The organism is Phytobacter cepae (assembly GCF_054165735.1).
Genome location: NZ_CM135107.1, coordinates 1,853,257 through 1,875,759 on the forward strand (window position 1 = coordinate 1,853,257; position 22,503 = coordinate 1,875,759).

Below are 22,503 nucleotides of genomic sequence, written 5' to 3' on the forward strand. Positions count from 1 at the left end.
ACTGTCTGGAATCGTCTGACTCTGAATGTGGATTACGAGGCGGCTCGCAAAGCGATGTTCATAAAGCGGGCAACGTTGGAAAGCACAGACCCCCAAAAGTTGGACAAAATACACGAGGCTTCAGAGAAAGAGTCCATTAAAATATGGACTCTTTTTTATTTCAGACACCGCTAAATATCATTTCCCGCAACCGAATCGTCCCTATTCTCGTTTATTGCGGTTTCACTCGCTTGCCTGCCTCATCAATAACCTTTTCACCGTCCTCTTTTACGAATGCGCCTTTCTGAGTATCCGGAAGAATATCCAGCACGATTTCTGAGGGGCGACATAGACGAGCTCCGACCGGTGTAACCACGATGGGCCGATTAATCAGGATGGGATAAGTGAGCATAAATTCAAGCAGTTGCTCATCGGTAAAACTGTCATTCTCCAGTCCCAGTTGCTCATAGGGTTCAACGTTCGTACGCAGCAAGGCCCGAACCGTAATTCCCATATCTGAAATAAGTTTAACCAGTTCATCATGAGTCGGGGGCGTATCAAGATAATAAATAATTGTCGGTTCGTTACCGCTGTTGCGGATCATCTCCAGGGTGTTACGTGACGTGCCGCAGGCCGGGTTGTGAAAGATAGTAATGCTGCTCATTTTCAGTATCTCATTACAGGGTGACAGAGAGCCGCAGCGCAAGCGCAGCCAGAGTGACAAACAAGACGGGAATCGTCATAACAATGCCTGTCCGGAAGTAATATCCCCAGGTGATCGTCATATTTTTCTGTGAAAGCACATGCAACCACAGCAGGGTTGCCAGGCTACCAATAGGGGTAATTTTGGGGCCAAGATCGCAACCAATGATGTTGGCATAGACCATTGCCTGTTTAACAACGCCCGTCGCTGTACTCCCGTCAATCGACAGCGCGCCAATCAGTACCGTTGGCATATTGTTCATCATCGATGAGAGGAATGCCGTCATAAAGCCGGTGCCCAGCGTCGCAGTCCACAATCCTTTATCAGCCAGCATATTCAGGATGTCTGAAAGGTATCCCGTAAGACCGGCATTTCGCAGGCCATAAACCACCAGGTACATGCCCAGCGAGAAGATAACAATCTGCCATGGCGCACCCCGCAACACTTTCCCGGTATTAATGGCATGGCCTTTTTTGGCAATGGCAAATAACACCGCAGCACCGACAGCAGCAATCGCACTGACAGGGATACCCAGCGGCTCCAGAATGAAGAAGCCAGCAAGCAGGAACACCAGAACAACCCACCCGGCTTTAAATGTTGCAGGATCTTTGATGGCACTGGAGGGGGATTCCAGCAACGCAATGTCATAATTCGTCGGGATATCCCTGCGGAAGAACAGATGTAACATAATCAGCGTGACAGTGATGGCCGCAATATCAACGGGAACCATGACTGAAGCATATTCGGTAAAACCAAGGTGGAAGAAGTCAGCAGAGACAATGTTCACCAGGTTGGAGACAATCAGCGGCAGGCTGGCGGTATCGGCAATAAATCCTGCTGCCATAACAAAAGCCAGCGTCGTACCCTTACTGAATCCCAGTGCCAGTAACATGGCAATCACTATCGGCGTCAAAATCAGCGCCGCACCATCGTTAGCAAACAGTGCCGCCACCGCTGAACCAAGCAACACAATCCAGGTAAACAGCAGACGGCCGTTCCCTTTTCCCCAGCGGGAAACGTGCAGCGCCGCCCACTTAAAGAATCCGGATTCATCGAGCAACAGGCTGACAATGATCACGGCAATAAATGCAGCCGTGGCGTTCCAGACGATATTCCAGACAACAGCTATATCACTGATGTGGATGACTCCCGATCCCAGGGCCAGCACCGCACCGATACTCGCACTCCAGCCAATACTGAGACCCCGGGGCTGCCAGATGACCAATATCAGCGTCAGTAAAAATATACTCCCGGCCAAAAGCATTTTAGACTCCATTACATATGTTTATGCGGATGTGTTTTCAGATTCAGCAGGAGTTACAGGCCGATTTTTCCAGCCATTCACGTACATCCTCCCGCAGGCACTGCCACGATGTCGTGATCGTCTCAGCGGCCCATGCTGGCATGTGAGGTGACAGGCGGTAGTGAATCCACTTGCCTTCCCGACGATCAAGAACCAGCTCAGCATCACGCAGAATAGCCATGTGCCTTGACACTTTTGGCTGAGACTCGGACGTGGCTGCGCAAATATCACAGACGCACAATTCTCCGGACTCCCGGAGAAGCATGATAATAGCGAGCCGTGTTTCATCCGACAGGATCTTAAAAAGCTGAACAGGTTGTAGCATTTTTCACTCCGGTGCCTTTAGAATACATATATGGTAAATCATATATATTAAATTATATATCACCCGTTCTCTCCGGAGGAGAAAAAAATGGAACAATTCCCTGCACTGAACGCCGAATGCTTCGACAGACACATCGCTGAGCATCTGCATTTACAGGAACCCCCTCGCATTCTGATCCTTTATGGTTCAGTCAGAGAACGTTCCTACAGCCGCTTTGCGGCTGAAGAAGCCGGCCGTCTGCTTACCACGATGGGGGCAGAGGTGAAAACTTTTAATCCCTCGGGCCTCCCACTGCCAGACGATGCACCGCAAACGCATCCTAAAGTCGTTGAGTTGCGTGAACTGGTAAGGTGGTGTGATGGGATGGTGTGGAGTTCACCAGAGCGCCACGGTGCGATGAGCGCCGTCATGAAGGCTCAGATTGACTGGATACCGTTAAGCGAAGGAGCTGTTCGTCCTTCTCAGGGAAAAACGCTGGCCGTCATGCAGGTCTGTGGGGGGTCGCAATCATTCAATGCGGTAAATCAGATGCGAATTCTGGGTCGCTGGATGCGCATGTTCACCATCCCGAACCAGTCTTCTGTAGCAAAAGCCTGGCAGGAGTTCGATGAAAACGGGCGCATGAAACCGTCCTCATGGTATGACCGGATAGTCGACGTCACCGAGGAACTGTTCAAAATAACACTGCTGCTGAAGGGGTATACGGCATACCTTGCAGATCGCTACAGCGAACGCAAGGAAAGCCACCAGGCGCTGTCAGCACGCGTAAATCAGGAAAAAATATGAGGTCTTTGTCCGCTGAAGATTAGCGCGGTGACGCCTCTAAATCCGTAATGGATAGGCCTTCAGACGATATTCAACCGGGCTGAGTCCCTTCAATTTAAGGCTGATGCGCCGGGTATTGTAATAATGGATATAATCCTCAACAGCGACCTTCAGCTCATCAATGCTGCTGAATGCATTCGGATGAAAACATTCGGATTTCAGGGTTCCAAAAAAGGATTCAGCGCAGGCATTATCAAGACAATTCCCTTTACGTGACATGCGTTGCACGACACCAAATTCCTTAAGCTGGTACTGATACCACCGATGCCGGTATTGCCAGCCTTGATCCAAATGAAGAACTGGCGTGCTGTTCATTCCCAGTCTGGCGAATGCCTTAATCAGCATGTCATCAACCAACTGCATGGCTGGCCGTTCCGCAATGCTGTAAGCAATCACTTTATTATTAAAGAGATCAATGACGGGTGAGAGGTAGAGCTTTCGACCATTAACGGCAAACTCAGTGACGTCTGTTCCCCATTTCTCATTCGGCTGGGCCGCTTTAACGTTTCGCTTAAGGAGATTCTCTGCTATCTCTCCGCATTCGCCGCGCCAGGAGCTATACCGCTTAACTTTGATAACCGCCTTGACGGCAAGTGCATTCATTAACCGTTGAACGACTTTGTGATTGATTACGCCGATTTCCTGCCGGAGTGCGAGGGTGATTCTGCGGTAGCCGTAACGCCCGCGATATGAATAATATATCTCTTTGATTCTATTGTTTATTTCATCATATTTCCCAAGGCGTTTGAGCGCTTTCAGATGATAATAAAATGTGCTCCAGGGTATCCTGGCTATCCGGAGTAACAGATCAAATGGATAATACCGCCTCAGTTCATCAACAACTTTGACCTTATCTCTTACCGAACCAAGGCTCTCGGCTTTTTAAATAAAGTAATTAATGGGTGCAGTGCAGAAACGGGCTACCGTCGGGAGGTTTAGCAAAGGGCTAAATACAGGAAAGCCCCACCTGACGATGGGGCTTTATAAAAGGAAAGGGTTATGATGCGGCTAGTCATCATACTGGTGATGCTCTTAGTCGTTAGCTACCCAGCTTACGAAGACACCAGAGGGGGGAGAAATCCTCCTTACCCTTATTCCTTTAACCTAGGTTGAAAAACAAGCGAAGTCAATGGGCGAGCGGGAGGCACGGATATAATCAATGGTCACTGATAAGTAATCGTGTATTCCAGTCGACCATTGGCTTTCCCGGCAATGGCATTGTTTTCGGTCTGAATATAGCGGGCATAAAGGGGAACGGTAATCACCTGTCTTCCGTCTTTGGGCAACGTCTGGAGGGTGGGACTTGCCAGATTAACCAGGCCGCTGGTGCTTTCGCTGGTGGAAAGCTGGATGCCAATACCGGTTGCTTTCAACGGGTGGTCAGCAATTTTCATAATCCCTTTCGCGGCATCTTCGCTGCCGTTGAGTGGGGTCAGGGTTATAGTAAGGAAATTGCTAGTGGGATCGTCGCTAAGAACAAAGGTGCTGCTACCGTCAAAAGTACCGGCACTATAGCCGCTTGGGGTGTTACCGTAAAACCGCCCGCAGTTGGCCAGTTGAATACTGGCATTTTTCCACTCGGTTGCGGTCCCTTTGCCGGTAAAGGCGGTAATCTGGTGCTTACCCATATTGACCGTCATCGTCTTGCTGGCGGCGGTAATATTACAGGTGGGAGAGGTAATTTGCATGCTGCCGGAAAGTGACACTGCATAAACACCAAGCATACTGTCGTTTTGCCCAACTGAGTATAACGCCGTGGGAAGCTTGCTGCCTTCTATGGTGCCTGCGGTGACCACGTCAGCGGTTTTAATCAACACCACTCTGCTGTCCGCATCCCAGCCTGAGCTGGGATAGTTACAGGTTTTGCCGATGCAACTTACAGCTGTTTTCAACGGGAAATCCCTGTAACTGTTGCCACGAACGAATTTGACACCAATCCCCGGCACACCGGTTTTGTAGACCGCCGTGCTGTAATCGGAAGGGAGCAATGGCGTGGTCAGGTAGTCATAGCTCTCATAAAATTGCCCTGAACTGGTGCATTTAACATAGACCCAGCCCTGGTTCGCAAACTTAATCTGGAAACGGTAAATCTCATTTCCTACGGGCGTGTCTGGCGGCACGGAGATCGTTATACCGGAAAGTGGAATGGTATAGGACTTGAGCCCGGTAATAAAACCGGTGCCCTGGTTCAATTCGCAATCTGCCTGTGCCGCAGGGGAAAAGAAACAATACAAGGCGGCGAGCAGCAGCCAGGAGCGTCCATGATTTTTCATACATCTTCCTTGTGCTTTTTTAATGAAACATAATCCAGATTAATATTATTTTTGTATGTATTTATTGCATGAATATATTAATGGATGAAGTGATGTTGGGTGTGAAAATATCATGGGATGGGCTAGAAATGAAATTGTTTCTACAAAATCTGGCTTTAATTATAGTGTTTTTGTGAATATTTACGGCGAAATTAATTGTAATTTTTTGTTAGGGCTTAGGGTGTGATCAAAGCCCCGTATTGCTTTGCCCGTGAGGGAGTTTTGGACGTTATAATATGCGCTATATTTATTTGCCTTATTGATAAGTAATGACGTATTCCAGTCGGCCATTGGCTTTGCCGGCGGTGACACTGTTTTCGGTCTGGATATAGCGCGCGTAGAGCGGGACGGTAATATTACGCGTACCATCTTTGGGTAAGATTTGGGTGATGCCGGTAGTTAAATCTATCAGGCCACTGGTGCTTTCGCTAGAGGAGAGTTGAATACCGACGCCGGTGGCGCCCGACGTTCCATCGTCAATTTTCATAATGCCATTGGCCGCATCGGTCGTGCTGCGGATCCCGTTTTGTGGATACAAGGTGACGGAGAGTAAATTATTGTGCAGACTATTAAAAGTGACTGTAGTACCGTTGAAGGTTGCCATACCATTCTCGCCCTCGCTGTTACCGAAAAACTGGCCGCAGTTGATCAACTGGATACTGGCATTTTTCCATTCCGTAGTGGCACCTTTGCCGCTAAAGGTGGCAATTTTGTAATTTCCCATATTGACAGTCATTGATTGGCTGGAGGGCGTAATGTTACATGTGGGGCTGGTTATTTGCAGACTCCCGGAAAGGCTAATCTTATAAATATCGACCATGTTGTTACTTTGCCCAAATGAATAAACTACGGATGGTAGACTACTGGCCGAAAGTGTGCCCGGAGAGATGACTGCTGCCGTTTTGATAAGAGAGAACCACGAAGAGGCAGTATATCCTGTAAGCCAGCCACATGATGTGCTTGCAGTGCAACTTGAAGAAGCTACCGTAGCGGGGAAATCACCTGCTGAATAGGTAGTTGTTGAAAATTTAATCCCAATGCCTGAAATATTGGTATTGTACACTACGCTACTGTAAGTCGGCGGAGTGACAGGAATTGTCAAGTATCTGTAATTGTAATAATACTGCCCACTGGTTGTACAGCTAATATATGCAGTGTTTTGATTTTCCAGGTTTATACGTTGCCGATAAATTTCTCGCCCGACAGGCGTATCTGGTGGCACTGAAATGCTTCCTGATATTGGCATGGTGAATGATTTAGTTGCCGTCATATCTCCCGTGTTTTTACGAAAAGTACAGGATGCAAATGAGGAGGTGGGTATGCCAAGTAATAGGCATGAGTAAATTATAAACAAAATCCCTTTTATCTTCATAGCAATCCCTTGAGTTTAATAAACAGATGATGGTTTGATTGTGATTTGGTGATGTGTATATTTTAGGTTGTAGTGAATTTAAATTTATTGACATAGTGATGGTCATGAAAATAGCACAGCCGTGGCAATAAAAGAGAAATTGTTTCTGCCGAAAAGTCGCTACGGTTATATCGCATTAAAATAAGATAATTATAAATAAACTGTAACGGGATTTTTTATATCTTTGAGGAAAGTGATGAATAAAATATAGCCGTTATGGGCTTCATCATTCGCAACCAGCATAACAGGTCCCTTTATTATGCTGGTTTCTTAGTTACAACTCTTAACGAAATACCACCTGCGCCCAGCGGGCCAGACCGGCCGTTACCGATCCAAAGTCATCGCCGCCAGCAATCGGAATGCCTGGTAACGCCTGCGCCAGTGCTTTCTTTATGATCGGCGAACGTGCGCTACCGCCGGTGAGGTAAATGACCTCCGGTGTGGCTTCGCTGTTGTCGAGGGCCAGTTGTACCTGCTCGAGAATGCGACGCAGGGGCTGATCCAGCGCGGCTTCCAGTCCCATCTGATCGATGTCCGTGGAAAGCGACTCACTGATGAACGGCAGCTGTGCCTGCGTTTGCGCCTGCCCGGAGAGGGCGATTTTGCTCTCTTCCGCGCTGCGCACCAGACGGTAACCCAGACGCTGCTTCCAGACTTTCAACAACAGAGCCACTTTGTCCGTATCACGGGCATCGCGCAGCATATCGTTCAGCTGGCGGCCATTGGCGGTACTGTAGAAATCGGTTTGGGCCGGAACGTCGTTAATGGCAATCGCATTCCACCAGGGCAGAACCGGCAGGGCAATGCCTTTTTCCGTTTGCCCGCCCATGCCCAGCAGCGGCATCAGGTTTTTGAATGCCAGCGCGATGTCTAAATCGTTACCGCCCACACGGCAACCGCTGTGGCCTAACAGGCTGTTTTCGCGATCGAGGCGATCGTGCCACTTCGGCCCCATCAGCAGCAGGGAACAGTCGGTGGTGCCGCCGCCGATGTCGACGACCAGCACGCGCTTTTCTTCCTGTAAGGTGGCTTCGAAGTCCAGGCCTGCCGCAACCGGCTCGTACTGGAACACCACGTCACGGAAACCGGCACGTTTGGCGGCGCGCTCAAGGATACCCTGCGCCTGAGCGTTGGCATCGGTGCCGCCAAGGCCCTGGAAGTTAATCGGGCGACCAATGACCGCCTGATCAATCGCCTCTGGCAACTGCGATTCCGCCTGCTTGCGGATGTGCAGCATCATGGCGCACACCAGATCTTCAAACAGAGCGATTTGCTGAGGTTTTAAACCGCTGGCACCGAGGAAGGATTTCGGTGATTTGACGAAGTATACTTCTTCCGGATCTTCCACATACTGGCGCAGAGAACTCAGGCCAAACTGAACGCTGGCTGCCTGCACATCAATATCTTCTTCGCGGTTAAAGCTGACGGCACGGCGTAACAATGCCTGCGTTTCCGCACCTGTTGCCGGCACCTCATGATGACGATAGAGCCATTCGCTCACCGCTTCACGCGTCGGCGCGCACAGCATCGACGGCAGCAAGGTGCTGTTGTTTTCCATTTTCAGCAGCGACGGTTTACCGTCCTGCATCACCGCAATTGAACAGTTGGCGGTACCGTAATCAAAGCCTACAAACACGTTGAATCCCCATGCCGGTGAAGAAGGGGGGCGACTTTAACGGAATGCGCAAAGCAGAACAACTGGAATATCAAAGCAAAGCAGAAATTCACAAACCGTTATATGCTCATGGGTCGATATAACAGGAGTCACTATGTACAGACTGCACTGGCAACCGCCGTATGACTGGCCGTGGATGTTAGGTTTCTTGCAGGCGCGTGCGGTCGCAGGCGTTGAAATCATCAGTGAGACGAGCTACACCCGCTCGTTCGCGCTGGGTGAGCATCGCGGGATCATCACTGCCCAACCGGATGAAGCCACGTGGGTCATGCAGGTGACGATGAGCGACGGCCTGCTACCCGTCGCCGATCGCTGTTTGCAGCACGTCAGTAACCTGTTTGACCTGAACTGTAATCCTCAGGTGGTCACTGAAGCTCTGGGTGAGTTAGGCGCCACCCGGCCTGGTCTGCGTCTGCCCGGCTGCATGGACCCTTTTGAGCAAGCCGTGCGGGCGATTTTAGGGCAACTGGTCAGCGTAGCGATGGCCGCGAAGCTTACCTCCCGTGTCGTGGCACTGTGTGGCGAGCGGTTTGATGCGCAGTTTGTGTTGTTCCCCACGCCTGCACAACTGGCGGTGGCCGATCCGTTAGCACTCAAGGCGTTAGGCATGCCCATCAAGCGCGCTGAGGCGCTTATCTTCCTCGCCCGCGCCGTCCTGGACGGGACCTTTCCCCTCACCCCTCCTGCTGATGTCGAACAGGGCGTCAAAACCTTGATCACCTTTCCGGGGATTGGGCGCTGGACGGCAAATTATTTTGCGCTGCGCGGCTGGCAGGCGAAGGATGTGTTTCTGGCGGATGATTATCTGATTAAACAGCGCTTTGCGGGGATGACGCCTGCACAAACCCGCCGTTACGCTGAACGCTGGCAGCCCTGGCGGTCGTATGCCCTTTTACACATCTGGTACACCGACGGCTGGCAACCCGACAGCATTAATTGATGGCGAAATAGCTGGTGCTGAGCATCATATCCAGCGGCTGTGGCTGGGAAATGGTGTCGCCAAAGATGAGATCGATACCGATACCCGACAGGGTATCCATCATCAGCGGTTGATTCGTCGGCCCGGCGATGCTTTTCAGCCCCAGGCGCTGGGCATGGCCCTGAATGATTGTCACCATCATTTCATCCATCAGGTTGCCATGCACGTTATTCACCAAATCCTGCTCCAGCAAAATGTAATCGGCGGTATGCGGTGTCAGCTGATTAAAGATTTCCAGGTCATGACCAATGTGGCTCAGGATGATACGGCAGCCCGCATGGCGCAGTTTTTTCAGGTTATCGTTAATGGCCTTACCTTCCCGCATCAGTACATCAGCCTGAATCATCAGATGCAGAAGGCGGCCCGGAAGTGGGCCGTGTTCCAGTAAATCAAGGATTTCATCAACCAGTTGGCTATTTGATAGCCCGGCCGGGGAGAGGGGGAGGGCGACGCCCAGCCCTTTACTCGCGACGGCTGTGGCATGATTACGGAAGAATTCATGGAACACGCGGCGATCGAGTGCGCGAATGAGCTCCGGCTCATTGAGGCTGGCACGGAAGGCATTTTCTTCCATTACTTCGCCTTCACTGGTCCACAGGCGCAGCGTCAGCAGCCAGAAATTGCAGGCTTCGGGCACGCGAGGAGAGGCAACGCCACGGGCAATCATCAGCAGGTGGTTGTCTTTTATCATCTGCCACTGTTCTTCCAGCGACATCATGCTGCGTCCGTGGTGCAGGGACCCTTGCTGCGGTTCGTATACCGTCACCATGCCACGGCCGTTATTCTTCGAGGCGTAGCAGGCGATATCGGCCTGAGACATGACTTCCGAACCCTGATGGTTGGTTTCGTCAATGATGGTGATCCCCGCACTGGCCCCGATGCGGTGCATACGGCCTTCCCACATAAAGTGGTAGTCATTAATCGCCTGAACGATACGGCCTGATATATAGCGCGCGCTTTCTACATTACAGTCCGGCAGCAGCAGACCAAACTCATCGCCGCCGAGACGGGCCAGCACATCGGTTGAACGCAGCATACTCAGCATCAGGGATGAAATTTCACGCAGCAGCGCATCGCCCGCTGCGTGCCCGGCGGTATCGTTCACAGCCTTAAAGCGGTCGAGATCGATAAACACCAGCGCGTGGCGTTGATGCAGTTCCTGTACGGTTTGTAGCAAGCGCTTGAGATGGGTTTCGAAATTCACCCGGTTAGCGAGATGCGTTAAGGCATCGTGAGAGGCGCTGTAGCTAAGCTGGCGCAGCATTTTGCGCGATTCGGTAACGTCCTGAATAACCAGTACCGAGCCGATATTCTGCCCATCAAGCGTGCTTAATGGCGTCACGCTGTAATGAATATCGTAGCTGCCTCCCGTCCGACAGTGCAGTACCACATCCTGCTCAATCGCCGAGCGGGACATATCTCCGCTGTGGATGTTCTCCATGGCAGGACCGTGGTCGCCAAAGGTGATACGCAGCACCGTCAACAGCGGCTGCCCCAACGCCTTATCCTGCGACCAGCCGCTCATCTTCTCCGCCACCGGGTTCATAAAGGTGACATTGAGGTTGACGTCGGTGCACAGCACGGCTTCACCGATGGAATCAAGAGTGATATGCAGGCGCTCTTTTTCCTGGAACAGCGCCTCATTCAGTTGCTTCACCTCGGTCATGTCCATATTCACGCCGAGTAAGCGCTCAACTTCGCCGTTGCGGTTCAGTACCCGGTTTGCAAGGGTACGAATATGGCGCACACCTTCTTTCACGTTAATGCGAAATTCCAGCTTGAAGGCGATACGCGCGACCAGCGAATCGCGGATGACACGTTCGGTCTCGGCCCGGTCCTCAGGAATAATGCGGTCGTACCATAACTGCCAGGTGGGTTTAATGTGCGAGGGGATCTCGTACAGTTCGAACATGCGTTTGTCCCAACTGATGATGTCCGGTTCGAGTTCCCACTCCCAGATGCCAATGCCGCCGGCTTCGTTTGCCAGGGTAATGCGTTCCATCAGGCGTTTGTTGACCCATTCGGTCTGTTTCAAATCGTTAATATCTTCGACCTGAGCAATAAAGTAGCGCGGGGTGCCATCCGCGTAGCGAACCACGGAGACGGCGAGCAGGGCCCAGACCAGATCGCCATTGCGGGTGTAGTAACGCTTCTCCATGGAGTAGCTGTTGATTTCGCCGCGAACCAGCTGCTCCAGTTGCTCCAGGTCTTTATTGAGATCTTCCGGCCAGGTCAGCTGCTGGAAGGTCATTAACCGCAGCTCGTCCTGGCTGTAGCCGAGGAAGTTACACAGCGCTTTATTTGCCTGTAACCATTGGCCCTGGGTACCGACCAGCGCCATACCAATCGCCGAGTACTCCATGGCATTACGAAAGCGTTCTTCACTTTCCGTGATGTGTTTGCGCTCCGAGCGAAACGCGTACATCACCATGGTCATAATGTTGGCCGGCAGCAAAATCATTAAAAACGGCAGCCAGGGGGCGTTGAGCATGGCGCCGGTTTTCGGCGTCACGATAACAGACGGGTTAGTGGCCATGATGAGCGACACCATCATCACGGTGACAAGGAAAATTAAAAAGGCTTCCATGCGCGGGAGGCGAATGGCGCTCCACATCAGCAGGACGATCACGGCGGTAAAGGGCCAGGGTAAGTAGTGCAATGCCAGCCAGCTCAGCGCCAGGGTGACCGCCAGCGTCGCCAGCGTTTCAAAGAGCAACTGCGGTTTACGATGGCGTAATAAATAGTGCGGTTTGAACAAAAGCCCGATAGGCACCAGCGCCAGTGCCCCGATGGACTCGGAGAGTACCCAGACCAGGAAGGTGCGCAGCATATCCTCGGAGCCGGTGAACAGACACACCAGCGCCCCACCAATCAGGGGGGGGATTAACGCACTGCCAATCGCCAGTTTGACCCAGTCGTTAAGATTCTGTAGCGGATTATACCAGGGCAACAACTTGCGTAGCAGAATCGCGCCGGTCGCCGCCTCAACCAGGTTAATGACGGTGTACCAGCCGTTGATGCTGGCAAATGAGAATAAAAAACCAGTTGCGAGCAGGCTACCCAGTGAGCAGGCCGCCGCAATCCCTGGCCACATCCTTCCGGCGTGACGATAAAAGGCGACCATCATCAGTGAGGTGGGGAACCACAGCGGGGCGAGAATGGTCCCGAAACGAGTCAGCTCCAGCGAGAATAAAGTAAAGATGAACGACAGCAGCCCCAGACTAGCGAGACGTAGTAGTGGGAATGGAGTGGTAATCAAAACTCGCTGATTCTGTTTATTCATTACCGCTTTATCCGCCGACCCCTGAACCGTCGGGAACCGGGTCCGGACGAGTGAATGATGAATTCGGGTTATGCTAGTACAAACAATTTACAATTCCTATGCTGTCTGCTCAGAATTTGACATCATAAGGATATTAATTACTTAGTCTGCGAAAAAAAAACCGCAGGCGCCGTTATTTTGAGCGCTAAAATTTTAGAAAAGTCATCAGGGGTGCGCAAAAGGGTTAACTTTTGGCTTAAGCGACACCGGTAACCTATTCGACTGGTATCATGGCGGCGAAATCCCTATAATTGCCGCGTTTGACGCCCCGGCGTCTCCTTCCTTTACATCCAGGTTAATCAGGTCGCTAAATCTATGACTGATAAGTCACATCAGTGCGTCATTGTTGGTATCGCCGGCGCATCGGCTTCGGGTAAAAGTCTCATTGCCAGTACGCTTTATCGCGAATTGCGCGAACAGGTCGGTGATGAGCACATCGGCGTTATTCCAGAAGACAGCTACTACAAAGATCAAAGCCATCTGTCGATGGAAGAGCGTGTGAAAACGAACTATGACCATCCCAGTTCGATGGATCATAGCCTGCTGTTCCAGCATCTACAGATGCTGAAAAGCGGTCAGGATATTGAACTGCCGGTCTACAGCTATGTTGAGCACACCCGCACGCCAGAAACCATTCATATTAAGCCCAAGAAAGTGATCATTCTTGAAGGCATTTTGCTGTTGACCGATGCGCGCCTGCGCGACGAGATGAATTTCTCGATATTTGTCGACACGCCGCTGGATATTTGTCTGATGCGCCGCATTAAGCGTGATGTGAACGAGCGTGGTCGTTCCATGGATTCGGTGATGGCCCAGTATCAGAAAACCGTCCGTCCGATGTTCCTGCAATTTATTGAACCCTCCAAGCAGTACGCCGACATTATTGTGCCGCGCGGGGGTAAAAACCGCATTGCCATCGACATACTGAAAGCCAAAATCAGCCAGTTTTTTGAATAATACATGTTAGGCTGTACCCTTAAGTTAATTTGCTTAGCCCCTGTTTTATCAGGGGCGTAATGCACGAAAGGAGAAAGTGCCATGCGTCTTTGTGATCGCGATATTGAAGCCTGGCTGGATCAGGGCCGTTTGTCGATTCAACCGCGACCGCCCGTAGAGCGCATTAATGGCGCGACGGTGGACGTTCGTCTGGGCAATAAATTCCGTACATTCCGCGGGCATACCGCTGCCTTTATCGATCTGAGCGGGCCGAAAGATGAAGTCAGCGCCGCCCTTGAACGCGTCATGAGTGACGAAATCGTTCTGCCCGAAGGCGATGCCTTCTTCCTGCACCCCGGTGAACTGGCGCTGGCGGTGACCTATGAATCCGTTACGCTGCCTTCAGATTTAGTCGGCTGGCTCGATGGGCGCTCCTCACTTGCCCGCCTGGGTCTGATGGTGCATGTCACCGCTCACCGTATCGATCCGGGTTGGTCTGGCTGTATCGTGCTGGAGTTCTATAATTCCGGCAAACTGCCGCTGGCGCTTCGTCCCGGCATGCTGATTGGCGCGCTGAGCTTTGAGCCATTGTCAGGCCCGGCCGATCGCCCTTACAACCGTCGCCAGGATGCGAAGTATCGCGATCAACAGGGCGCCGTAGCCAGTCGTATCGACAAAGACTGAGTGATTTCCCCCCACTGAGGCTGCCATGAGAAGAGTATTAACCACGCTGATGATTCTACTGGTCGTGCTGGTTGCAGGCCTGTCGGCGTTGGTCATAATGGTCAATCCCAACGATTTTCGTGCCTACATGGTGCGTCAGGTTGAAGCGCGCAGTGGCTACCAGCTTCAGCTTGATGGCCCCCTGCGTTGGCATGTCTGGCCGCAGCTCAGCATCCTGTCCGGGCGCATAACGTTAACCGCGCCGGGTGCGGCGCAACCGGTTGTTAAAGCCGACAATATGCGGCTCGACGTGGGGCTGTTACCTCTTCTCTCTCATCAATTGCAGGTCAAACAGGTGATGCTCAAGGGCGCCGTCATTCAACTGACGCCGCAAACGCGCGCCGCCGTGCAGCAAGATGCACCGGTTGCGCCCAAAGAGAACACTCTGCCGCAGGTGGCGGAAGATCGTGGCTGGTCCTGGGACATTGCCCGCCTGCAGGTGGCAGACAGCGTACTGGTTGTTCAGCATGAAGATGATGAGCAGGTGACCGTGCGCGATATTCGTCTGCAGATGGAACAGGATGCGCAGCACCAGGCGAGTGTCGAATTCGCCGGCCGTGTGAATCGCGATCAGCGTGATTTAACGCTCTCCCTGAAAGCGAAGGTGGACGCCAGCGATTACCCGCGCCATCTCAGCGCCTCCATCAGCGATCTGAAATGGCAGCTTCAGGGCGGGGACGTTCCCCCTCAGGGGATCAATGGCCTGGGGTCGTTGGCGGGGCAGTGGCAGGGTGACAGTCAACGCATTACCCTTGATGCCTTACAGCTGACGGCAAATGACAGCGCCTTTAGCGGCAAAGGCAGCGTGACGCTTGGCGGAAAACCCCAGTGGGCGCTCGATCTGCAGTTTGATACCCTGAACCTGGATAATCTGCTCATCGCCAAAGACAATCCCGCCACACAATCCACCAGTGCGCAGCAGGGGCAGAAATTACCCCCGCGATTGCCGCGTCCGGTCATCGCCAGCAGTACCGTACCGCCCGAATACACCAGCCTGCGTGATTTCTCGGCAAACGTCTCTCTTACAGCCAAACGTATTCAGTGGCGTGGCATGCAGTTTGCCGACGTCGATGGACAATTTACCAACGCGGCCGGGCTGCTCACTATCCCGACGCTGGAAGGAAAGTTGGGAGAGGGGCATATTTCGCTGCCGGGCACCCTGGATGTGCGTACCGATCGTTCCCAGGCGCAGTTCCAGCCGCGTCTCGATAACGTTGAGATCGGCACCATTCTCACCGCCTTTGATTACCCTATCTCTCTGACCGGTAAACTGTCGATGGCCGGGGATTTCTCGGGTAATCGTGTTGATGCCGATGATTTCCGTCATAACTGGCAGGGTGATGCTCATGTGGAGATTAAAGACAGCCGCATGGAGGGACTTAACTTCCAGCAGCTGATTCAGCAGGCGGTCGCGCGCAGCAGCGACGTTGAAGTGCAGCAGAATTACGACAATGCTACCCGGCTGGACAGCTTCCGCACTGAGCTCTCCCTTGACGACGGCGTGATGACCATGCAAGACATGCAGGGCGCATCGCCACTGCTCACGCTCTCTGGCGAAGGGGAACTGGATCTCATCAAAGAGCAGGTCGACACGCGTTTCACGGTGCGCGTGCTTGAGGGCTGGAAAGGTGACGGTAAATTGGTGGAGTATCTGAAGAATACCGCTATTCCGTTAACGGTCTACGGTCAATGGCAGTCTCTCAACTACAGTCTGCAGGTGGATCAAATTTTGCGTAAACATCTGCAGGATGAGGCAAAACGCAAACTTAACGAGTGGGCGGATCGTAATAAAGACAGCCAGAACGGCAAGGATCTGAAAAAGCTGCTGAATAAGCTCTGATCAGCGCCGCATTTTTCCCCTCACCCCGACCCTCTCCCCAAAGAGGAGAGGGGGACATAGCCAGTTGGTATTATTTTTTGAGCCCCCTCCCTCCCGGAAGAGGGCACCCTTACACTTCGTAGTCGAGTTCGTTATCCGTATTAAGCGCAATAATCTGCACTTTCTGCACACGATGGCTCTCGACTTCCAGCGTTTTGAGCAAGTAATCGCCCACCTGTACCTCTTCTCCCGGCTTCGGAATCCGCTGCAAATACTCCATCAGCAGCCCTGCGATGGTGTGATATTCACGTTTGTCATCCAGCGGGAGCGGAACAAATTGCACCAGATCTTCCAGCGGCATATGACCGTTTGCCGTCCAGCTTCCGTCACTGTTTTTCTGAATATCGTGGCGGGCGTCTATCTCTTCCACTTCATTTGGCAAATTCCCGGCGATGGTTTCCATCACATCACTCAGGGTCACAATGCCTTCCACTGAACCAAACTCATCCACTACAAAGGCAAAGTGAGTGCGCGCGTTGCGGAACTGTTCAAGCGCCTGCAGCAAGGGTAAGCCTTCAGGAAAGACCAGAGGCTGGCGTATCAGCACTTTCAAATCCAGCGGCTCGCCACGCAGCGATTGCGCCAGCAGGTCGAGAATATGCACCACGCCGAGCAGGTCCTCTTCTTCATCCTGGCTCGTGACCACGATACGGGTGTGCTGATTCTTGTCCAGCAGCGCGCGGACCTCCGCTTCCGGCGCATTGAGATCGATATGCTCGATATCGTGCCGGGAGGTCATAATGCTGCTCACCGTGCGCTGGTTGAGATTAAGCACCCGCCCGATCATCCGCCGTTCCTGCGGATTGAAAATCTGGCTGTCGTCGTGGTCAGCAAGCAGCGACGCCGCATCGGCGTCCAGTTCGGCATCCTCTTTTTTACCACTCAGCAAACGCATAACGGTTTCGGTTGTTCGCTGGCGCAGCGTCTGATTGGCCGACAGGAAGCGGCGACGGTTGAAATTCGCCAGCTGATTGAGCGATTCAATCATGACTGAGAAGCCAATCGCGGCGTACAGATAGCCTTTCGGAATATGGAAACCAAACCCGTCGGCAATCAGGCTGAAGCCAATCATCAGCAGGAAGCTCAGGCAGAGGATAACGATAGTCGGGTGGTTGTTTACAAAACGGGTGAGGGCCTTGCTGGCAAGCAGCATCAGGGAAATCGCAATGATAACCGCCGCCATCATCACCGCCAGATGGTCGACCATCCCGACAGCGGTTATGACGGAATCAAGCGAAAAGACCGCATCCAGCACTACGATTTGCGCGACCACACTCCAGAATTTTGCCCCGCGCCGTTGCGTGGGGTTATCGCTATCTTTCCCTTCCAGTCGCTCGTTGAGCTCCACGGTGGCTTTAAAAAGCAGGAACAGGCCCCCTACCAGCATGATTAAATCACGGGCACTGAAACTGAGATCCCGGAAAGAGAAAAGCGGTTTGGTCAGCGTCACCAGCCAGGATATGGAGGCGAGGAGCACCAGACGCATCAGCATCGCCAGAATAAGTCCGGTGACACGAGCACGGTCGCGTTGTGCAGGCGGTAATTTCTCCGCCAGTATCGCGATAAAGACCAGGTTATCAATACCGAGCACCAGTTCGATCACGATGAGTGTGACCAGACCTGCCCAGATTGACGGGTCGGCAATCCATTCCATCTTTTGCTTAACACCTTATGTAATATGACAATTGTCATAATGAGATCATGGATAAAGCTGGCCTAAATTGCAATGGCAGCCTACGATTTATCTTATATTTGCCCGCAGCGAAGAATATAAATTATTTCATTTCACCTTAATAAAAGTGAGATTATTAATTTAAATCCAATCCATCAATTTTCGGATATTTCGCATTCGTATAGGTGAGTAAAGGGTTTGTCAATATCGAGAAATTCCTAAAAACGCGAATATTTGCGCTTAATATTAATCTTAAAAAGCTGTTAACCATAGGATGTTATCTTGCCTGTAATTCGCTTAGCTGCAACAATTCTCGCAGCATGATTCAAATATACCCGTAAAGTTATTTTAAATGCATTTTATCAGCGTTATTTCTTATGCCTGCCGAATCTTCCGTAATCAGGAAAATGCGTGAATAAACTGATGTTCGAGAGGTGTGAATCAATAAGTTACTGTTTCAACAGTAGATTGGTAGCTGGAAGCCAAGGGCGGTAGCATGCCTGACAGCGTGTCGAAACGTCTGGATTATTCTGTCAATAGCATGTGGTTGAATAAGCGGATTTTAGGATTGATACCAGTTAATTTAAGTTGTAATTAACTGCATTCTGATTTCGTAAAGGCTTGAGCGCTTATTTAAATACACAGGATAATTACTCTGCAAAAGTGATAATTAATCAATGATGAAATCCAAAACGAAATTGATACCTTTATTGGTGTCCATGACCTTGATGAGTGGCTGCACCGTACTTCCCGGTAGCAATATGTCTACGATGGGAAAGGATGTGATCAAACAGCAGGATGCTGATTTTGATTTAGACCGCATGGTGAATGTTTATCCACTGACTCCGCGTCTGGTTGAACAATTACGCCCACGCCCAAATGTTGCTCAACCCAATATGTCTTTAGATCAGGAAATATCCAACTACGATTATCGCGTTGGGCCTGGTGACGTATTGAGCGTTACCGTCTGGGACCACCCGGAATTGACCACGCCTGCGGGTCAATATCGCAGCTCGAGCGACACCGGTAACTGGGTACAACCCGATGGCAGCATGTTCTATCCCTACATTGGTCGTGTCCATGTCGCAGGAAAAACGCTCGCTGAAATCCGCAGTGATGTTACCAGCCGCTTAGCGACGTACATCGCTGACCCGCAGGTGGACGTTAACATCGCTGCCTTCCGCTCGCAGAAAGCCTATGTCTCGGGCCAGGTTGAAAAATCAGGCCAGCAGGCAATCACTAACGTACCGCTCACGGTGCTGGATGCTATCAACGCAGCCGGGGGGCTGACCGATACCGCCGACTGGCGCAACGTGGTCCTCACCCATAACGGTAAAGAGGAGCGGATCTCTCTGCAGGCGCTGATGCAAAACGGCGATCTCAGTCAGAACCGTTTGCTTTACCCCGGCGATATTCTCTTTGTGCCGCGTAACGACGACCTGAAAGTCTTCGTGATGGGTGAAGTGAAAAAACAGAGCACCCTCAAAATGGACTTCAGCGGCATGACGCTGACCGAAGCGCTCGGCCAGGCGGAAGGTATCGACCTGACCACCTCCAACGCCAGCGGTATCTTCGTGATTCGTCCGCTGAAAGGCGAGGGCAGTGCGAAGGGCAAGATTGCCAACATTTACCAGCTTGATATGTCCGACGCCACCTCTCTGGTGATGGCAACGGAATTCCGTCTCCAGCCTTACGACGTGGTTTACGTCACAACCGCACCGGTTGCCCGCTGGAATCGTCTCATCAATCAGTTGCTGCCAACCATCAATGGCGTTCGTTATATGACGGACACGGCACGCGACGTACATACCTGGTGATACGCGATGTTTAACAAAATTCTGGTGGTGTGTGTGGGGAACATTTGCCGTTCCCCGACGGCGGAGCGGCTGCTGCAAAAATATCAGCCGTCATTAACGGTAGCGTCTGCAGGATTGGGGGCACTGTCAGGTAAAGGGGCTGACGCGCAGGCCGCGCGCGTGGCCCAGGACAATGGGCTCTCGCTTGAGGGCCATATCGCCCGGCAAATCTCCGGGAAGATGTGTCGGGAATACGACCTGATTCTGGTTATGGAAAAGCGGCATATCGCCGCATTGTGTGAAATCGCGCCCGAAATGCGCGGCAAAGTGATGCTGTTTGGTCACTGGGAGGGGGAACGGGAGATTCCCGACCCCTACCGTAAAAGCCGCGACGCTTTCGAGGCCGTTTACACCTTAATCGACCAGTCTGCCCGTCAATGGGCGCAGGCGCTTAACGCTCAGCAGGGATAACCATGACCGAAAAAACACACCATTCTGCCGCCCCGGCGGTGGGCAACGATGAAATTGATATTGGTCGATTGATTGGCACGGTGGTCGAAGCCCGCTGGTGGGTGCTGGGCATTACTTCGCTCTTCGCGGTCGGTGCCATCATCTACTGCCTGTTTGCTACCCCGATTTACAGTGCGGATGCGCTGGTGCAAATCGAGCAGGACACCGGCAACTCACTGGTACAAAACCTTAACAGTGCGCTCTCTAATAAACCCCCTGCCTCTGACGCTGAAATTCAGCTGATTCAGTCACGCATGGTGCTGGGCAAAACCGTTGATGATTTAGATCTGGACATTGCGGTCACGAAAAAGACCTTCCCGATTTTTGGCGCGGGCTGGGACCGTCTGATGGGGCGGCAAAATGAGACCGTGAAGGTGACGCAGTTTGTCGTACCAAAGAGCATGGTAGAGCAAACGTTCACCGTGACCGTACTCGGTCCGAAGCAGTACCAGCTCACCAGTGACGGCGGATTTAGCGCCAAAGGTGAAGTTGGTCAAACGCTGTCAAAAGACGGTCTGAGCATCATGGTGAGCAGTATTGCGGCAGGAACGGACAGTGAGTTCACGGTCACCAAGTTCTCCACGCTCGGCATGATCAACAACCTGCAAAATAGCCTCAGCGTCACGGAAAACGGCAAAGATACCGGCGTGTTGAGCCTGAGCTACACCGGCGAAGACCGCGAGCAGATTCGCGCCATTCTGAACAGCATCACCAAAAATTACCTTGAGCAGAATATTCAGCGTAAATCTGAAGAAGCCGCCAAGAGCCTGGCCTTCCTTGATAAACAGTTGCCGGAAGTGCGCGGTAAGCTGGATGTGGCTGAGAATAAACTCAACACCTACCGTCAGGAAAAAGACTCCGTCGATTTACCCCAGGAAGCGAAAGCCGTACTGGATTCTATGGTCAATATTGATGCGCAGCTCAATGAGCTGACCTTTAAAGAGGCGGAAATCTCCAAGCTCTACACCAAAGTGCACCCGGCCTATCGCACGCTGCTGGAAAAACGCAAAGCGCTGGAAGATGAAAAAACCAAGCTGAATAACCGCGTTACCGCGATGCCGAAAACGCAGCAGGAGATTGTCCGCCTGACGCGTGATGTGGAATCCGGTCAGCAGGTCTATATGCAGCTGCTCAACAAACAGCAGGAGCTGCGAATCACCGAAGCCAGTACCGTCGGCGATGTGCGTATCGTTGACCCGGCAATTACCCAACCGGGTGTGCTCAAGCCGAAGAAAGCGCTGATTGTGCTGGGCAGTATCATTCTTGGATTGATTCTGTCGGTTGTGGTCGTTCTGCTGCGTTCGTTGTTCAACCGCGGTATCGAAAGCCCGCAGGTGCTGGAAGAGCAGGGGATCAGCGTTTACGCCAGCATCCCGCTCTCGGAATGGCAGAAAGCGCGTGACAGTGTCAAAACCGTCAAAGGGGTTAAACGCTACAAGCAGAGCCAGTTGCTGGCAGTGGGTAACCCTACGGATCTCGCGATTGAAGCCGTGCGCAGTCTGCGTACCAGCCTGCACTTCGCCATGATGCAGGCCAATAACAATGTGCTGATGATGACCGGGGTCAGCCCGTCAATCGGTAAGACCTTCGTTTGTGCCAACCTCGCGGCGGTAATCAGCCAGGCCAACAAACGTGTATTGATGATCGACTGTGATATGCGTAAAGGCTACTCCCATGAACTGTTGGGTACGGATAACGTCAACGGCCTGTCTGACATCCTCGTCGGTAAAGGGGCCATTGAAAGCTGCGCGAAGCAGACCTCGATTCCGCATTTCGATCTGGTGCCGCGTGGTCAGGTGCCGCCGAACCCTTCCGAACTGCTGATGAGCGAACGTTTTGCGCAATTACTGGCCTGGGCGAGCAAAAATTATGACCTGGTGCTGATTGATACCCCGCCAATCCTCGCCGTGACCGATGCCGCTATCGTGGGCCGCCATGCGGGCACCACCCTGATGGTGGCGCGCTATGCGGTGAACACGGTGAAAGAGGTACAGACCAGTCTGAGCCGTTTCGAGCAAAACGGCATTCAGGTCAAAGGCGTCATCCTTAACTCCATCTTCCGTCGCGCGACCGGGTACCAGGATTACGGGTATTACGAGTACGAATACAAATCGGACAGTAAGTAACGTTTTCCCCTCACCCTAACCCTCTCC

Annotated in this window: 17 protein-coding genes and 1 pseudogene; 9 read left to right on the forward strand and 9 right to left on the reverse strand. The window is 52.1% G+C overall.

From position 1 onward, the window contains the following. Positions 1-211: 211 nt before the first annotated feature. The 3 genes from arsC to ACUY4Q_RS08575 are packed head-to-tail and all read right to left on the reverse strand — an operon-like array spanning position 212 to position 2,310. Entirely contained in the window at positions 212-643 is a 432-nt protein-coding gene (arsC, locus tag ACUY4Q_RS08565) for a glutaredoxin-dependent arsenate reductase (protein WP_458046618.1), read from the reverse strand. 13 nt (positions 644-656) lie between these two features. Beyond that, the gene (locus tag ACUY4Q_RS08570) at positions 657-1,946 is read right to left on the reverse strand and encodes an arsenic transporter (RefSeq protein WP_458046619.1); all 1,290 of its coding nucleotides are present in this window, start codon (positions 1,944-1,946) and stop codon (positions 657-659) included. A gap of 43 nt (positions 1,947-1,989) precedes the next feature. Further along, positions 1,990-2,310, reverse strand: a complete 321-nt coding sequence (locus ACUY4Q_RS08575; RefSeq protein ID WP_458046620.1) for a transcriptional regulator — start codon at positions 2,308-2,310, stop codon at positions 1,990-1,992. Between the two features lie 87 nt (positions 2,311-2,397). Between ACUY4Q_RS08575 and arsH the strand changes: the two genes are divergently transcribed. Then, entirely contained in the window at positions 2,398-3,096 is a 699-nt protein-coding gene (arsH, locus tag ACUY4Q_RS08580; RefSeq protein WP_458046621.1) for an arsenical resistance protein ArsH, read from the forward strand. Between the two features lie 36 nt (positions 3,097-3,132). Here the strand turns inward: arsH and ACUY4Q_RS08585 are convergent. Continuing rightward, a pseudogene (locus tag ACUY4Q_RS08585) lies at positions 3,133-4,017 on the reverse strand (IS3 family transposase); the annotation flags it as partial. A 117-nt stretch (positions 4,018-4,134) separates the two neighbouring features. Here ACUY4Q_RS08585 and ACUY4Q_RS08590 point away from each other — a divergent pair. Further along, on the forward strand, positions 4,135-4,248 hold the full coding sequence (locus ACUY4Q_RS08590) for a type I toxin-antitoxin system Ibs family toxin (RefSeq protein WP_458046622.1): 114 nt from the start codon (positions 4,135-4,137) through the stop codon (positions 4,246-4,248). A 50-nt stretch (positions 4,249-4,298) separates the two neighbouring features. On the opposite strand, the gene ACUY4Q_RS08595 is transcribed toward ACUY4Q_RS08590, so the two are convergent. The 3 genes from ACUY4Q_RS08595 to yegD form a co-directional block, all read right to left on the reverse strand. Next, positions 4,299-5,408 carry a fimbrial protein gene (locus ACUY4Q_RS08595; protein ID WP_458046623.1) on the reverse strand — a complete coding sequence of 370 codons (1,110 nt, stop codon included), beginning with the start codon at positions 5,406-5,408 and terminating at the stop codon, positions 4,299-4,301. A 295-nt stretch (positions 5,409-5,703) separates the two neighbouring features. Further along, positions 5,704-6,819 carry a fimbrial protein gene (locus tag ACUY4Q_RS08600; protein ID WP_458046624.1) on the reverse strand — a complete coding sequence of 372 codons (1,116 nt, stop codon included), beginning with the start codon at positions 6,817-6,819 and terminating at the stop codon, positions 5,704-5,706. Between the two features lie 322 nt (positions 6,820-7,141). Next, on the reverse strand, positions 7,142-8,494 hold the full coding sequence (gene yegD, locus ACUY4Q_RS08605; RefSeq protein WP_458046625.1) for a molecular chaperone: 1,353 nt from the start codon (positions 8,492-8,494) through the stop codon (positions 7,142-7,144). A 133-nt stretch (positions 8,495-8,627) separates the two neighbouring features. Between yegD and alkA the strand changes: the two genes are divergently transcribed. After that, positions 8,628-9,473, forward strand: coding sequence for a DNA-3-methyladenine glycosylase 2 (gene alkA / locus ACUY4Q_RS08610; protein ID WP_458046626.1), 846 nt, complete (start codon positions 8,628-8,630; stop codon positions 9,471-9,473). Here the strand turns inward: alkA and ACUY4Q_RS08615 are convergent. Next, positions 9,466-12,795 carry a diguanylate cyclase gene (locus tag ACUY4Q_RS08615; RefSeq protein ID WP_458046627.1) on the reverse strand — a complete coding sequence of 1,110 codons (3,330 nt, stop codon included), beginning with the start codon at positions 12,793-12,795 and terminating at the stop codon, positions 9,466-9,468. The genes alkA and ACUY4Q_RS08615 overlap by 8 nt on opposite strands. A gap of 354 nt (positions 12,796-13,149) precedes the next feature. On the opposite strand from ACUY4Q_RS08615, the gene udk reads away from it, so the two are divergent. The 3 genes from udk to asmA all read left to right on the forward strand — a co-directional run bounded on the left by udk (position 13,150) and on the right by asmA (position 16,333). Then, a complete protein-coding gene (udk, locus tag ACUY4Q_RS08620) occupies positions 13,150-13,791 on the forward strand; it encodes a uridine kinase (RefSeq protein ID WP_458046628.1) in 642 nt (213 codons plus the stop codon). Between the two features lie 81 nt (positions 13,792-13,872). After that, positions 13,873-14,454 (forward strand): dCTP deaminase, encoded by a 582-nt coding sequence (gene dcd, locus ACUY4Q_RS08625; protein WP_458046629.1) that lies wholly within the window; start codon positions 13,873-13,875, stop codon positions 14,452-14,454. 25 nt (positions 14,455-14,479) lie between these two features. Next, complete coding sequence (gene asmA, locus ACUY4Q_RS08630; protein ID WP_458046630.1) at positions 14,480-16,333, forward strand: outer membrane assembly protein AsmA; 1,854 nt, start codon at positions 14,480-14,482, stop codon at positions 16,331-16,333. Positions 16,334-16,442: 109 nt separating this feature from the next. Here the strand turns inward: asmA and ACUY4Q_RS08635 are convergent, their stop codons facing one another. Next, positions 16,443-18,026: a TerC family protein gene (locus ACUY4Q_RS08635; RefSeq protein ID WP_458046631.1), complete on the reverse strand. Its 1,584-nt coding sequence runs from the start codon at positions 18,024-18,026 to the stop codon at positions 16,443-16,445. A gap of 695 nt (positions 18,027-18,721) precedes the next feature. Here ACUY4Q_RS08635 and ACUY4Q_RS08640 point away from each other — a divergent pair. From ACUY4Q_RS08640 to wzc, 3 genes are read left to right on the forward strand one after another with little or no spacing between them, the layout of a single operon-like run. Further along, positions 18,722-19,861: a polysaccharide export protein gene (locus tag ACUY4Q_RS08640; RefSeq protein ID WP_458046632.1), complete on the forward strand. Its 1,140-nt coding sequence runs from the start codon at positions 18,722-18,724 to the stop codon at positions 19,859-19,861. A gap of 6 nt (positions 19,862-19,867) precedes the next feature. After that, on the forward strand, positions 19,868-20,311 hold the full coding sequence (gene wzb, locus ACUY4Q_RS08645) for a low molecular weight protein-tyrosine-phosphatase Wzb (RefSeq protein ID WP_458046633.1): 444 nt from the start codon (positions 19,868-19,870) through the stop codon (positions 20,309-20,311). Between the two features lie 2 nt (positions 20,312-20,313). Next, on the forward strand, positions 20,314-22,476 hold the full coding sequence (gene wzc, locus ACUY4Q_RS08650) for a tyrosine-protein kinase Wzc (protein ID WP_458046634.1): 2,163 nt from the start codon (positions 20,314-20,316) through the stop codon (positions 22,474-22,476). Positions 22,477-22,503 lie beyond the last annotated feature (27 nt).

Excerpts from the sequence above, each read along its gene's own strand:
- arsC (WP_458046618.1), bottom strand. The coding sequence starts at position 643 with ATGAGCAGCATTACTATCTTTCACAACCCGGCCTGCGGCACGTCACGT.
- ACUY4Q_RS08570 (WP_458046619.1), bottom strand. The coding sequence starts at position 1,946 with ATGCTTTTGGCCGGGAGTATATTTTTACTGACGCTGATATTGGTCATC.
- ACUY4Q_RS08575 (WP_458046620.1), bottom strand. The coding sequence starts at position 2,310 with ATGCTACAACCTGTTCAGCTTTTTAAGATCCTGTCGGATGAAACACGG.
- arsH (WP_458046621.1), top strand. The coding sequence starts at position 2,398 with ATGGAACAATTCCCTGCACTGAACGCCGAATGCTTCGACAGACACATC.
- ACUY4Q_RS08590 (WP_458046622.1), top strand. The coding sequence starts at position 4,135 with ATGATGCGGCTAGTCATCATACTGGTGATGCTCTTAGTCGTTAGCTAC.
- ACUY4Q_RS08595 (WP_458046623.1), bottom strand. The coding sequence starts at position 5,408 with ATGAAAAATCATGGACGCTCCTGGCTGCTGCTCGCCGCCTTGTATTGT.
- ACUY4Q_RS08600 (WP_458046624.1), bottom strand. The coding sequence starts at position 6,819 with ATGAAGATAAAAGGGATTTTGTTTATAATTTACTCATGCCTATTACTT.
- alkA (WP_458046626.1), top strand. The coding sequence starts at position 8,628 with ATGTACAGACTGCACTGGCAACCGCCGTATGACTGGCCGTGGATGTTA.
- ACUY4Q_RS08615 (WP_458046627.1), bottom strand. The coding sequence starts at position 12,795 with ATGAATAAACAGAATCAGCGAGTTTTGATTACCACTCCATTCCCACTA.
- udk (WP_458046628.1), top strand. The coding sequence starts at position 13,150 with ATGACTGATAAGTCACATCAGTGCGTCATTGTTGGTATCGCCGGCGCA.
- dcd (WP_458046629.1), top strand. The coding sequence starts at position 13,873 with ATGCGTCTTTGTGATCGCGATATTGAAGCCTGGCTGGATCAGGGCCGT.
- asmA (WP_458046630.1), top strand. The coding sequence starts at position 14,480 with ATGAGAAGAGTATTAACCACGCTGATGATTCTACTGGTCGTGCTGGTT.
- ACUY4Q_RS08635 (WP_458046631.1), bottom strand. The coding sequence starts at position 18,026 with ATGGAATGGATTGCCGACCCGTCAATCTGGGCAGGTCTGGTCACACTC.
- ACUY4Q_RS08640 (WP_458046632.1), top strand. The coding sequence starts at position 18,722 with ATGATGAAATCCAAAACGAAATTGATACCTTTATTGGTGTCCATGACC.
- wzb (WP_458046633.1), top strand. The coding sequence starts at position 19,868 with ATGTTTAACAAAATTCTGGTGGTGTGTGTGGGGAACATTTGCCGTTCC.
- wzc (WP_458046634.1), top strand. The coding sequence starts at position 20,314 with ATGACCGAAAAAACACACCATTCTGCCGCCCCGGCGGTGGGCAACGAT.